We start from the raw sequence: 11,879 nt of genomic DNA, 5'->3' as shown, positions 1-11,879 counted from the left end.
CAAGGGCCGGCGAGCCGGCCCAACCGGTCAAAATCTAGCTGGCGACATCGAGAAACGCCGGGTGTTGCGCCAGCGCATGCGGGCTGAACACGAGCCAGGGCTGCTCTCGATTGAAGACGCCATGAATAAAGGGTTGCAGGACCGCTTCGAGGGGCGGCAGCTGCTCTGAGAAGGTTTCCACCGGGAAGTGCTGCATGCCGTACACCTCATCGACGATGAGGCCGGCGAAGACTTCCCGGTGTTCCACCACCAGTACGCGCCGCTGTTTGCGCAGAGGCGACAGCTCCGCGCCGAGGAAGCCGCACAGGTCCATGATCGGCAGCAGGCGGCCGCGCACGTTGGCGACCCCCTTCACCCAGTCACGGACACCCGGCAGCAGTGTGTAGCGCGGCTCGTGAAGAACCTCGCCGACCTCCCCCATGGGCGCCACGAACAGGCGCCCGGCCATGCGAAAGCCAATTCCGTTCCAGCTCTGCGCCACTTCGCGCTGCGCAGGCAGACCCGCCGCCAACTGACGGCAGCGCTGATCGATCTGGACGAGAACCTCGAAAGGACTCTGGACTTCCGCCATGCCGGCCCTGGCCTTCTCTAATAATTATGTTCTTGAAGACAACGACAGCGTGCGCGGACCGGCTTCAGCCGGCCAGCACCGCATTGATGGTCTTGAGCAGCGTGTCCTCGTCCACCGGCTTGGTCAGGTAGTCGCGCGCGCCCTGGCGCTTGCCCCAGACCTTGTCGGTCTCCTGATCCTTGGTGGTGACGATGATTACCGGAATGGCGCTGGTTTCCGGGTCCTTGGACAGCTGACGGGTCGCCTGGAAGCCGTTCAGGCCGGGCATGACGATGTCCATCAGGACGACGTCCGGCTTCTCCTGGCGGGCCAGGGCCACGCCGTCGGCGCCGTTCTCGGCCTTGAGTACCTGGTGCGAATGCTTTTCCAGCATCGCGGTCAGCTTGTACATCTCGGTCGGCGAGTCATCAACAATCAGAATTCGAGCCATTGTGGTCCCCATACGGAAAAGGCGTCACCGGCGCTGGGCCGGACTTCAGGAAGCGTGCTCCACCGGGGTGAAGTCGGGCACATGGGTCTTGATCGCGCCGAGCAGCTCTTCCTTGCTGAAGGGCTTGGTGAGGTACTGGTCGGAACCGACGATGCGACCCTTGGCCTTGTCGAACAGGCCGTCCTTGGAGGACAGCATGATCACCGGCGTGGATTTGAAGGCACTGTTGTTCTTGATCAGGGCGCAGGTCTGGTAGCCATCCAGGCGGGGCATCATGATGTCGACGAAGATGATGTTCGGATGGGTATCGGCGATCTTCGCCAGCGCATCGAAACCGTCGATGGCCGTGATGACATCGCAGCCGACTTTCTTCAGCAGGGTTTCAGCCGTGCGACGAATCGTCTTGGAATCGTCGATCACCATCACTTTCAAACCGTCGGAATGCTGTTCCATGTTCGCCCTTACCATCTCGGTGAGTCGTTTTTCCACTTTCTTATTTCAGTGCGCGAGCGCCCTGCCACCGTCGGGCTGCGACCCAATCGTGGGAACCTTTTACCACAATCGCCAGAATCTTTACCACGCCCGGCAAATTCAGGCCATAAGACCCGGAACGCGCAGGCTTTTTCCTTGACCGAGCGCACATCCAGCGCCACCCTGAGCATCCTTTTTCAGCCTTTTCGACGGCGTTCTTTACCGCCCTCGCCAGTCCCAGGAGGACATCCCATGAGCGTACGCCTCGGGATCGTGATGGACCCCATCGCGCAGATCACTTTCAAGAAGGACAGCTCGCTGGCCATGCTGCTGGCTGCCCAGGCCCGTGGCTGGGAACTGTTCTATATGGAACAGCAGGATCTTTACCAAAAGGAGAACGTGGCGCGTGGCCGCATGCGTCCGCTGAAGGTGTTCTACGATCCGGCCCACTGGTTCGAGCTCGACGCGGAGATCGACCAGCCGCTGTCGGAGCTGGACGTGATCCTGATGCGCAAGGACCCGCCCTTCGACAACGAGTTCGTCTACTCCACCTACCTGCTGGAACAGGCCGAAGCCGCCGGCACCCTGGTGGTGAACCGCCCGCAGAGCCTGCGCGACTGCAACGAAAAGTACTTCGCCACCCTCTTCCCGCAGTGCTCGCCGCCGACGCTGGTGAGCCGCCGGTCAGATATTCTGCGCGAGTTCGCCGCGGAGCATCGTGACATCATTCTCAAACCCCTGGACGGCATGGGCGGCTCGATGATCTTCCGCCACCGCGAAGGCGACCCGAACCTCTCGGTGATCCTCGAGACCCTGACCCGCCACGGCCAGCAGCAGGTCATGGCGCAGCGCTACCTGCCGGCCATCAAGGACGGCGACAAGCGCATCCTGATGATCGACGGCGAGCCGGTGGAATACTGCCTGGCGCGCATCCCCGCGCAGGGCGAGACCCGCGGCAACCTGGCCGCCGGCGGTCGCGGCGTGGCCCAGCCGCTGTCCGAACGCGACCGCTGGATCGCCGCCCAGGTCGGCCCGGAACTGCGCAAGCGCGGCCTGCTGTTCGTCGGCCTGGACGTGATCGGCGAGAACCTCACCGAGATCAACGTCACCAGCCCGACCTGCATCCGCGAGATCGATGCGGCCTACGACACCCGCATCGGCGAGCGGCTGATGGCGGTCATCGACGAAAAGCTCAAGGCGCGCAGTGCGTCATAGACTTTTGCAATCCTCGTCGGCAGACTTCGCCAACTTTGGCCTATGCGACCCGCAATGAACGCTGCAACCCATTTCGACTTCCCCGTGTCCTCCGGCGTCCGCCCGGCGGACCGGCTGGGTTTCACCCTGTTCGTTGCGGCCATCGTGCATGTGGCCGTGCTGCTCGGCGTGGGCTTCAGCATGCCGACGCCCAGCCAGCTGAGCAAAACCCTGGAAATCACCCTCGCCAGCTTCAAGAGCGAGCAGGCGCCCGAGAAGGCCGACTACCTGGCGCAGATGAACCAGCAGGGCAGCGGCACCCTGGAACACAAGGCGATCCCCAAGACCACCGAGCAGGCGCCATTCCAGGACACCGAGGTGAAGAAGGTCGCGCCGCCGGCCACCCCGCGCCAGGCCAAGAGCCCGGAGTCGCCCAAGACCGCGGTCAGCACCCGCAGCCCGCGCCCGGACAAGGTCCAGGCCAAGCCGGAGACGCCCAAGGCGGAAACCGTCGCCAAGCCGGCGCCGCAGTTCGACTCCAGCCAGCTTTCCGCACAGATTTCCAGCCTCGAGGCCGACCTCGCCCGCGAGCAGCAGGCCTACGCCAAGCGTCCGCGCATCCACCGCCTGAGCGCCGCCTCGACCATGCGCGACAAGGGCGCCTGGTATAAAGAGGAATGGCGCAAGAAGATCGAGCGCATCGGCAACCTGAACTACCCCGACGAAGCCCGCCGCCAGCGCATCTACGGCAGCCTGCGGCTGCTGGTGTCGATCAACCGCGACGGCTCCCTCTATGAAGTGCAGGTGCTGGAATCTTCCGGCCAGCCCACGCTTGACCAGGCCGCCCAGCGCATCGTGCGCCTGGCCGCGCCGTTCTCGCCGTTTTCCGGCGACCTGTCGGACATCGACCGCCTGGAAATCATCCGCACCTGGCGCTTCGAGCGCGGCGACCGTCTGTCCAGCCAGTGAGCCTGTCGCGCCTGGCGGCGCATGGTGGCGTTTTCAAGGCTTGTCCCCCGCGACCGCAGGCCTGAAACTAGCGGCATGAAAAGCACAGCCGCAAGCTTCCTCAAGCACCACCTCCTGATCGCCATGCCACACATGGCGGACCCCAACTTCGCCCAGACCGTCACCTACCTCGTCGAACACAACGAGCAGGGCGCCATGGGCCTGATCATCAACCGCCCCAGCGGCCTGAGCCTCTCCGACGTGCTCGAACAGCTGCGCCCGGACGAACTGCCGCCGGCGCGCTGCCAGGGCATGATCATCTACAACGGCGGCCCGGTGCAGACCGACCGCGGCTTCGTCCTGCATCCGAGCGGGCGCAGCTACCAGGCCACCCTGGAGCTGGGCGAGCTGTCGCTGTCCACCTCCCAGGACGTGCTGTTCGCCATCGCCGACGGCAGCGGCCCGGCGCAGCACCTGATCACCCTCGGCTACGCCGGCTGGGAAGCCGGCCAGCTGGAAGCAGAACTCGCCGAAAACTCCTGGCTGACCTGCCCCGCCGACCCGGCGGTGCTCTTCGAGGTGCCGGCCGAGCAGCGCCTGTCCGCCGCCGCCGAGCGCCTGGGGATCAACCTCAGCCTGCTCACCGCCCAGGCCGGGCACGCCTGATGTCGACCAAGCCCCCGCGCCTGCTCCTGGGCTTCGACTACGGCACCAAGCAGATCGGCGTCGCCGTCGGCCAGGCCATCACCGGCCAGGCCCGCGAACTCTGCGTGCTCAAGGCGCAGAACGGCGTGCCGGACTGGAACCGCGTGGAAGCCCTGGTCAAGGAATGGCAGCCCGACGCCATCGTCGTCGGCCTGCCGCTGAACATGGACGGCACGCCCAGCGAGATGAGCGAGCGCGCCGAGAGATTCGCCCGCCGCCTGCACGGCCGCTACAACCTGCCGGTGCACACCCACGACGAACGCCTGACCACCTACGCCGCCAAGGGCGAACGCCTGGCCCAGGGCCAGCGCGACGGCTACCGCGAGCGCCCGGTGGACGCCCTGGCCGCCGCCCTGCTGCTGGAGGGCTGGCTGGCCGAGCACGTCCCCGCCTGATCCGAGGCAGCACACCTTGACTTGTGGCAGCCCCAAGTGGGCGAAAGCCACTAAGCTTTTCGGACCACTCCTTCCCGGAACGGTCCGCCCCGATGGCCGCCCGCGCCGGGTGGCCTCGCCAACCGAACCGGAGACGTCATGACCCTGCCCAGCCCCGCCGAACTCCTCCCCCGCATGGCCACCGACCTGCGCAACTACCTGGCGCAGCGCGGCATCGACTCGCCGCGCTTCGTCGGCATCCACACCGGCGGCATCTGGGTCGCCCAGGAACTGCTCAAGGAACTGGGCAGCGACGAAATCCTCGGCATCCTCGACGTCTCCTTCTACCGCGACGACTTCACCCGCAGCGGCCTGCACCCGCAGGTCCGTCCGTCGGAGCTGCCCTTCGATATCGACGGCCAGCACCTGGTGCTGGTGGACGACGTGCTGATGAGCGGCCGCACCATCCGCGCGGCGCTCAACGAGCTGTTCGACTACGGCCGCCCGGCCAGCGTGACCCTGGTCTGCCTGGTCGACCTGAATCGCCGCGAGTTGCCGATTCGTCCGGATGTCGTCGGCGAAACCCTGTCGCTGGCCCCCAACGAGCGGGTAAAATTGCGCGGTCCCGCACCACTCGTCCTCGAGCGCACGCTTCTCAGCCCCGCGCTGTAACCCCGCGCGCCCGGACCTCCACCTCCTACTTTCAGGGCCTGCCACATGCCGACCGACGCCAAGCGCCCGCTGCAGCTCAACGACCTGGGCCAGCTGCGCCACTTCCTCTCGCTCGACGGGTTGTCCCGCGAACTGCTGACCGAAATCCTCGAAACCGCCGACTCCTTCCTCGAAGTCGGCGCCCGCGCGGTGAAGAAGGTCCCGCTGCTGCGCGGCAAGACCGTGTGCAACGTGTTCTTCGAAAACTCCACGCGCACCCGCACCACCTTCGAGCTGGCCGCCCAGCGCCTGTCCGCCGACGTCATCTCGCTCAACGTGTCGACCTCCTCGACCAGCAAGGGCGAGACGCTCACCGACACCCTGCGCAACCTCGAGGCCATGGCCGCCGACATGTTCGTCGTGCGCCACAGCGACTCGGGCGCCGCGCACTTCATCGCCGAGCACGTCAGCCCCAACGTCGCGGTGATCAACGGCGGCGACGGCCGCCACGGCCACCCGACCCAGGGCATGCTCGACATGCTCACCATCCGCCGCCACAAGGGCAGCTTCGAGAACCTCTCGGTGGCCATCGTCGGCGACATCCTGCACTCGCGCGTGGCGCGCTCGGACATGCTGGCGCTCAAGACCCTGGGCTGCCCGGACATCCGCGTCATCGCCCCGCGCACCCTGCTGCCGGCGGGCCTGGAAGAGGTCTACGGGGTGAAGGTCTACACCGACGCCAACGAAGGCCTGAAGGACGTCGACGTGGTGATCATGCTGCGCCTGCAGCGCGAGCGCATGGCCGGCGGCCTGCTGCCCAGCGAAGGCGAGTTCTTCAAGCTCTACGGCCTGACCCAGAAGCGCCTGAAGCTGGCCAAGCCGGACGCCATCGTCATGCACCCGGGCCCGATCAACCGCGGCGTGGAGATCGACTCCGCGGTCGCCGACGGCGCGCAATCGGTGATCCTCAACCAGGTGACCTACGGCATCGCCATCCGCATGGCCGTGCTGTCCATGGCCATGAGCGGCCAGAACGCCCAACGTCTGCTGGAACAGGAGGACGCGCAATGACCGTCAGTATCCGTGGCGCCCACCTGATCGACCCCGCCAGCGGCCTGGACCAGGTCTGCGACCTGCACATCGAGGCCGGCCGGATCGTCGCCATTGGCGATGCCCCCGAAGGCTTCCACGCCGCCCAGGAAATCGACGCCGCCGGCCTGATCGCCACCCCCGGCCTGGTCGACCTGAGCGTCGCCCTGCGCGAACCGGGCTACAGCCGCAAGGGCAACATCGAGAGCGAAACCCGCGCCGCCGTGGCCGGTGGCGTCACCAGCCTGTGCTTCCCGCCGCAGACCAAGCCGGTGCTGGACACCTCGGCGGTGGCCGAACTGATCCTCGACCGCGCCCGCGAGGCCGGCAACGCCAAGGTCTTCCCCATCGGCGCGCTGACCAGGGGACTGGCCGGCGAGCAGCTGTCCGAACTGGTCGCCCTGCGCGACGCCGGCTGCGTGGCCTTCACCAACGGCCTGGCGCCGATGGCGAGCAACCGCGTGCTGCTGCGCTCGCTGGAATACGCGGCGACCTTCGACCTCACCGTGGTCTTCACCTCCCAGGACCACGACCTGGCCGAGGGCGGCCTCGCCCACGAAGGCCCGACCGCCAGCTTCCGCGGCCTGGCCGGCATCCCGGAAAGCGCCGAGACCGTGGCGCTGGCCCGCAACCTGCTGCTGGTGGAGCAGTCCGGCGTGCGTGCGCACTTCAGCCAGCTGACCAGCGCCCGCGGCGTCGAACTGATCGCCCAGGCCCAGGCCCGCGGCCTGCCGGTCACCGCCGACGTGGCGCTGTACCAGCTGATCCTCACCGACGAAGCGCTGACGGACTTCTCCAGCCTGTACCACGTGCAGCCGCCGCTGCGCTCGCGCAAGGACCGCGACGCCCTGCGCGACGCGGTGAAGAGCGGCGTGATCCAGGCCATCGCCAGCCACCACCAGCCCCACGAGGCGGATGCGAAGAACGCCCCGTTCGCCGCCACCGACCCGGGCATCAGCAGCGTCGAGCTGCTGCTGCCGCTGGCCATGACCCTGGTGCAGGACGGCCTGCTCGACCTGCCGACCCTGCTGTCGCGCCTGTCCAGCGGCCCGGCCGCCGCCCTGCGCCTGCCGGCCGGCAAGCTGGCGGTGGGTGCGGCAGCGGACATCGTGCTGTTCGAGGCCGACGGCCAGACCCTGGCGGGCGAGACCTGGCACTCCCGCGGCCAGAACTGCCCATTCCTCGGCCACTGCCTGCCGGGCGTGGTGCGCTGCACCCTGGTGGACGGACATATCGTCCACGCGGTGTAACGCTCCGCCGCCCCACGAAAAAGCCCGCCGATTGGCGTAATGCTGTTCACTTAAGCATTTGAGCTGTTGCCCGGGCTCCCCGAGAATCCGATGCCAGGTCTCTGGCATCGGATTTTTTATGTCTTTCCAACAGCAATTGCTCGATCTGGGCGAGTTGTTCAACTTCTCGGATCTCAGCACCTTCACCCAGAACATCCCGATCGAGTGGGTGGCGTCGGCACTGGGTCTTTCCGCGCAGGCCACCATCCGACGGCGGCGCCTGCCCAGCGATCAGGTGCTCTGGCTGGTGCTCGGCATGGCCTTGTTCCGCGACGAGCCGGTCCATGAGGTGGCGCGGCGCCTGAACATCTGCGCCCAGGGACTGGCCTCTCACGACCTGCTGGCCCGCAGCGGGGTCACCGAGGCCCGCAAACGGCTAGGGGCCGATCCGGTGGAGTGGCTGTTTCGCCAGACCGGTCACCACTGGGGGCGCGAGCGCTATGACGGTGATACCTGGCAGGGCCTGCAGGTCTTGGCCGTGGACGGTGCGCTCCTGCGCACCCCGGATACCCCCGAGCTACGGGAGCATTTCGGCTCCGGTAATACCGCCACCGACCGCCAGACGCCGTTTCCCATGCTGCGCCTCGTAGCCCTGATGAACGTGCGCTCGCACCTGATTCTGGATGCCCAACTGAGCCCCTACCGGCGCAGTGAAATGCGCCTGGCTGATGCGTTTGTGCAGCAGATTCCCAGCCATTCGGTGACGCTGTTCGACAAGGGATTCTGGAGTGCCAACCTGTTGCTGGGCCTGGCCAGCGGCGACAACCGTCACTGGTTGATTCCGGCCCGCAAGGCGTTGGTCAGCGAGGAGATCGATCGCTACGGCAAAGGGGACCGCCTGCTGCGGATGCGGGTGTCAGCCCAGGCGAGGAAGCGCAATCCGAATCTGCCCTGCTACTGGGAGGTGCGGGAAGTCAGCTACGAGAGACAGGGCAAGGTCAAAACCGTACTGACCTCGCTGCCAGCCGATATCTACAGCGCCAAGGCCATTGCCAATCTGTATCAGGAACGCTGGGAGATCGAACTGGGCTTCCGCGATATCAAGAGCTCCCTGCAACAGAACGCAGTGACCCTGCGCAGTAAGAAAATCGAACTGATCTACCAGGAAGTCTGGGGACTGTTGCTGGCCTACAACATCATTCGCCGCGAGGCGAGCCAGGCCGCAGTGGCCTTTGGCCGTGCTCCCGGCGACATCCGCTTCAAGCCGGTGGCTCACTACATCGCCGTGCAACTGATCGTGATGGCGGCGGCCAACCCGGTTTCCGCGACAGGACGACGCTTATCGGAGTTGCGGGCGGGAATCGGCGGGTTGTTCCTGGATCACCGCCCAAGGCCTTCACGACCCCGGACGGTGAAGATGTCCAAGACCCGCTACCCGGTAGACCGCAAGGCCGCTCCGCTTAAGTGAACAGCATTACGCCGATTGGCGGGCTTTTTCTTTGGCCGCGGATCAGACCCGCAGTCGCAGGGAGCTTCAACGTAGGATGGGTGGAGCGGAGCGATACCCATGCTGTCGGTGCTGCGATCGATGGGTATCGCTTCGCTCCACGCCATCCTACAAAAACACATCGTGCCTCAGATCATCGCCAGCGCCTTGGCCAGGTCGGCGCGCAGGTCTTCCACATCCTCCACGCCCACCGACAGGCGGATCAGCGAGTCGCCGATGCCCAGCGCCGCGCGGTTCTCCGCCGGGATGCTGGCGTGGGTCATGATCGCCGGGTGCTCGATCAGGCTTTCCACGCCGCCCAGGCTCTCCGCCAGGGCGAACAGCTGGACGTTCTCCAGGAAGCGTTTCGAACCGGCCAGGTCGGTGTCCAGGTCCAGCGAGATCATCCCGCCGAAGCCCTTCATCTGCTTGCGCGCCAGCTCGTGCTGCGGGTGCGAGGGCAGGCCGGGGTAGTAAACGCGCTTCACCTGCGGCTGCTGCTCCAGCCACTTCGCCAGTTCCAATGCGTTGGCGCAGTGCCGCTCCATGCGCAGCGCCAGGGTCTTCACCCCGCGCAGGGTGAGGAAGGCGTCGAACGGCCCGGCGATGGCGCCCACCGAGTTCTGCAGAAAGCCCAGGCGCTCGGCGAGGTCCGGGTTGTCGCCGACGATGGCGATGCCGCCGATCACGTCGGAGTGGCCGTTGAGGTACTTGGTGGTCGAGTGCACGACGATGTCGAAACCCAGGTCCAGCGGGCGCTGCACGTAGGGGCTGGCGAAGGTGTTGTCGGCCACGCAGAGGATGCCGCGCGCGCGGCAGGTGCGGGCGATGGCGGCGAGGTCGGTCAGGCGCAGCAGCGGGTTGCTCGGGGTTTCCACCCAGACCAGGCGGGTCTTGTCGGTGATCGCCGCTTCCAGCGCGCCGGGCTGGGCCAGGTCGGCGAAGTGGAAGTCATGCCCGGCGCTGCGCCGGCGCACCCGCTCGAACAGGCGGAAGGTGCCGCCGTAGAGGTCGTTGCCGGAAACGATGTGCGAGCCGGCGTCGAGCAGCTCCAGCACCGCCGAAATGGCCGCCAGCCCGGAGGCGAAGGCGAACGCCTTGCTGCCGCCTTCCAGGTCCGCCACGCAGCGCTCCAGCGCCCAGCGCGTGGGGTTGTGCGAGCGGCCGTAGTCCAGGCCCTTGTGCACGCCGGGGCTGTCCTGGCGGTAGGTGGAGTTGGCGTAGATCGGCGGCATGATCGCCCCGGTGGAGGGGTCGGGCTGCTGCCCCGCGTGGATCACGCGGGTGGCGAAACCGAGGCGGTCGTCGTGCTGGCTCATGCGAGGGTCCTCCGCAAATGGTTGAGCAAATCGAAACGGGTTATCAGGCCGTGGAAGCCCGAGGCGTCGGCGACGATCGCCACCAGGCCGCGATCGAGCACCGCCTCCAGCTCGGCCAGGCTGGCGCCGGGCGGCAGGGTCTCGGGCGCATCGCTCATGACGCTGGCGACGTCGCAGCGGAAGTGGCTGGGATCGTCGTGCACGCCCAGCAGGATATCCGACTCGTCGATGACGCCCACCAGGCGCCCGTCGTCGAGCACCGGCAGTTGCGAGATATCCGCCAGGCGCATGCGCTGGAAGGCGGTGAGCAGGGTGTCGCCGGGGCCGACGCTGACCACCCGGCCCTCCTCGAAGCGCCGCGCGACGATGTCGCGCAGGTCGCCGTAATGCTTGCGCTGCAGCAGGCCCTGGTCGGTCATCCACTGGTCGTTGTAGATCTTCGACAGGTAGCGGGTGCCGGTGTCGCAGACCAGGCTGACCACCCGCTTGGGCTCGGTCTGCTCGCGGCAGAAGCGCAGGGCGGCGGCCAGCAGCGTGCCGGTGGAGGAGCCGGCGGCGATGCCTTCGTTGCGCAGCAGTTCGCGGGCGGTGCTGAAGCTCTCTTCGTCGCTGATGGAGTAGGCGTGGCGCACGCTGGAGAGGTCGGCGATCGACGGCACGAAGTCTTCGCCGATGCCTTCCACCGCCCAGGAGCCGGGCGTGCCCAGCTGCCCCGAGCGCGAGTATTCGGCCATGATCGAGCCCACCGGGTCGGCCAGGACCATTTCCAGGCTAGGCTGGACCTTCTGGAAGAAGCGCGTCAGCCCGGTCAGGGTGCCGGCGGAGCCGACGCCGACCACCACCGCGTCGAGGTCATGGCCGGTCTGCGCCCAGATCTCCGGGCCGGTGCCGGTCTCGTGGGCCAGGGGGTTGGCCGGGTTGTTGAACTGGTCGGCGAAGAAGGCGTCGGGCAGCTCCTTCGCCAGCCGCGCGGCGACGTCCTGGTAATACTCCGGGTGGCCCTTGCCGACGTCGGAACGGGTGATGTGCACCTCGGCGCCCATGGCGCGCAGGTGCAGGACCTTCTCGGTGGACATCTTGTCCGGCACCACCAGCACCACCCGATAGCCCTTGGCCCGGCCCACCAGCGCCAGGCCCAGGCCGGTGTTGCCGGCGGTGGCTTCGACGATCACCCCGCCGGGCTTGAGCCGGCCGTCGCGCTCGGCGGTCTCGATCATGGCGACGCCGATGCGGTCCTTGATGGAGCCGCCGGGGTTCTGCGATTCGAGCTTGAGGAACAGGGTGCAGGGTCCGGTATCGAAGCGCGTGACGCGGACCATGGGGGTATTGCCGATCAGGTCGAGCACGGCGGGGCGGGATTCGTTGCTCATGGCAGCCACTCCTTCGGGGCGAGCCGGGGATCGCCCGGCGGC

Annotated in this window: 13 protein-coding genes; 8 read left to right on the top strand and 5 right to left on the bottom strand. The window is 67.0% G+C overall.

Annotation, left to right across the window (positions count from 1 at the left end; genetic code table 11):
• Positions 1-34: 34 nt before the first annotated feature.
• The 3 genes from AC3B6A_RS02120 to pilG all read right to left on the bottom strand — a co-directional run bounded on the left by AC3B6A_RS02120 (position 35) and on the right by pilG (position 1,454).
• Complete coding sequence (locus AC3B6A_RS02120) at positions 35-571, bottom strand: chemotaxis protein CheW (RefSeq protein WP_488400696.1); 537 nt, start codon at positions 569-571, stop codon at positions 35-37.
• 64 nt (positions 572-635) lie between these two features.
• Positions 636-1,001, bottom strand: a complete 366-nt coding sequence (pilH, locus tag AC3B6A_RS02115; protein WP_043248635.1) for a twitching motility response regulator PilH — start codon at positions 999-1,001, stop codon at positions 636-638.
• 45 nt (positions 1,002-1,046) lie between these two features.
• Positions 1,047-1,454, bottom strand: coding sequence for a twitching motility response regulator PilG (pilG, locus tag AC3B6A_RS02110; protein WP_254470074.1), 408 nt, complete (start codon positions 1,452-1,454; stop codon positions 1,047-1,049).
• Positions 1,455-1,724: 270 nt separating this feature from the next.
• Between pilG and gshB the strand changes: the two genes are divergently transcribed.
• The 8 genes from gshB (at position 1,725) to AC3B6A_RS02070 (ending at position 9,130) form a co-directional block, all read left to right on the top strand.
• A complete protein-coding gene (gene gshB, locus AC3B6A_RS02105) occupies positions 1,725-2,687 on the top strand; it encodes a glutathione synthase (protein WP_488400695.1) in 963 nt (320 codons plus the stop codon).
• Positions 2,688-2,741: 54 nt separating this feature from the next.
• Positions 2,742-3,635: an energy transducer TonB gene (locus AC3B6A_RS02100; RefSeq protein WP_488400694.1), complete on the top strand. Its 894-nt coding sequence runs from the start codon at positions 2,742-2,744 to the stop codon at positions 3,633-3,635.
• Positions 3,636-3,710: 75 nt separating this feature from the next.
• On the top strand, positions 3,711-4,280 hold the full coding sequence (locus AC3B6A_RS02095; RefSeq protein WP_488400693.1) for a YqgE/AlgH family protein: 570 nt from the start codon (positions 3,711-3,713) through the stop codon (positions 4,278-4,280).
• The gene (ruvX, locus tag AC3B6A_RS02090) at positions 4,277-4,714 is read left to right on the top strand and encodes a Holliday junction resolvase RuvX (protein ID WP_488403480.1); all 438 of its coding nucleotides are present in this window, start codon (positions 4,277-4,279) and stop codon (positions 4,712-4,714) included. Before AC3B6A_RS02095 ends, ruvX begins: the two co-directional genes overlap by 4 nt.
• A 138-nt stretch (positions 4,715-4,852) precedes the next feature.
• Positions 4,853-5,365, top strand: a complete 513-nt coding sequence (gene pyrR / locus AC3B6A_RS02085; protein ID WP_488400692.1) for a bifunctional pyr operon transcriptional regulator/uracil phosphoribosyltransferase PyrR — start codon at positions 4,853-4,855, stop codon at positions 5,363-5,365.
• Positions 5,366-5,410: 45 nt separating this feature from the next.
• A complete protein-coding gene (locus tag AC3B6A_RS02080) occupies positions 5,411-6,415 on the top strand; it encodes an aspartate carbamoyltransferase catalytic subunit (protein WP_488400691.1) in 1,005 nt (334 codons plus the stop codon).
• Complete coding sequence (locus tag AC3B6A_RS02075; RefSeq protein WP_488400690.1) at positions 6,412-7,683, top strand: dihydroorotase; 1,272 nt, start codon at positions 6,412-6,414, stop codon at positions 7,681-7,683. Before AC3B6A_RS02080 ends, AC3B6A_RS02075 begins: the two co-directional genes overlap by 4 nt.
• Positions 7,684-7,801: 118 nt before the next feature.
• Entirely contained in the window at positions 7,802-9,130 is a 1,329-nt protein-coding gene (locus AC3B6A_RS02070; RefSeq protein ID WP_488398960.1) for an IS4 family transposase, read from the top strand.
• Between the two features lie 167 nt (positions 9,131-9,297).
• On the opposite strand, the gene AC3B6A_RS02065 is transcribed toward AC3B6A_RS02070, so the two are convergent.
• Positions 9,298-10,467, bottom strand: coding sequence for a cystathionine gamma-synthase (locus AC3B6A_RS02065; RefSeq protein ID WP_488400689.1), 1,170 nt, complete (start codon positions 10,465-10,467; stop codon positions 9,298-9,300).
• Positions 10,464-11,837, bottom strand: a complete 1,374-nt coding sequence (locus AC3B6A_RS02060; protein WP_488400687.1) for a pyridoxal-phosphate dependent enzyme — start codon at positions 11,835-11,837, stop codon at positions 10,464-10,466. The genes AC3B6A_RS02065 and AC3B6A_RS02060 overlap by 4 nt, the downstream gene beginning before the upstream one ends.
• Positions 11,838-11,879: the final 42 nt, after the last annotated feature.

This window comes from Pseudomonas sp. B12(2026) (genome assembly GCF_057767015.1).
The sequence above is the reverse complement of the archived record's forward strand: the minus strand, read 5'-3'. Positions and strand labels throughout refer to the sequence as shown.

What these genes read in the sequence shown, in the direction of transcription:
- AC3B6A_RS02120 (WP_488400696.1), bottom strand. Translation starts at nt 571, where the DNA reads ATGGCGGAAGTCCAGAGTCCTTTCGAGGTTCTCGTCCAGATCGATCAG.
- pilH (WP_043248635.1), bottom strand. Translation starts at nt 1,001, where the DNA reads ATGGCTCGAATTCTGATTGTTGATGACTCGCCGACCGAGATGTACAAG.
- pilG (WP_254470074.1), bottom strand. Translation starts at nt 1,454, where the DNA reads ATGGAACAGCATTCCGACGGTTTGAAAGTGATGGTGATCGACGATTCC.
- gshB (WP_488400695.1), top strand. Translation starts at nt 1,725, where the DNA reads ATGAGCGTACGCCTCGGGATCGTGATGGACCCCATCGCGCAGATCACT.
- AC3B6A_RS02100 (WP_488400694.1), top strand. Translation starts at nt 2,742, where the DNA reads ATGAACGCTGCAACCCATTTCGACTTCCCCGTGTCCTCCGGCGTCCGC.
- AC3B6A_RS02095 (WP_488400693.1), top strand. Translation starts at nt 3,711, where the DNA reads ATGAAAAGCACAGCCGCAAGCTTCCTCAAGCACCACCTCCTGATCGCC.
- pyrR (WP_488400692.1), top strand. Translation starts at nt 4,853, where the DNA reads ATGACCCTGCCCAGCCCCGCCGAACTCCTCCCCCGCATGGCCACCGAC.
- AC3B6A_RS02080 (WP_488400691.1), top strand. Translation starts at nt 5,411, where the DNA reads ATGCCGACCGACGCCAAGCGCCCGCTGCAGCTCAACGACCTGGGCCAG.
- AC3B6A_RS02075 (WP_488400690.1), top strand. Translation starts at nt 6,412, where the DNA reads ATGACCGTCAGTATCCGTGGCGCCCACCTGATCGACCCCGCCAGCGGC.
- AC3B6A_RS02070 (WP_488398960.1), top strand. Translation starts at nt 7,802, where the DNA reads ATGTCTTTCCAACAGCAATTGCTCGATCTGGGCGAGTTGTTCAACTTC.
- AC3B6A_RS02065 (WP_488400689.1), bottom strand. Translation starts at nt 10,467, where the DNA reads ATGAGCCAGCACGACGACCGCCTCGGTTTCGCCACCCGCGTGATCCAC.
- AC3B6A_RS02060 (WP_488400687.1), bottom strand. Translation starts at nt 11,837, where the DNA reads ATGAGCAACGAATCCCGCCCCGCCGTGCTCGACCTGATCGGCAATACC.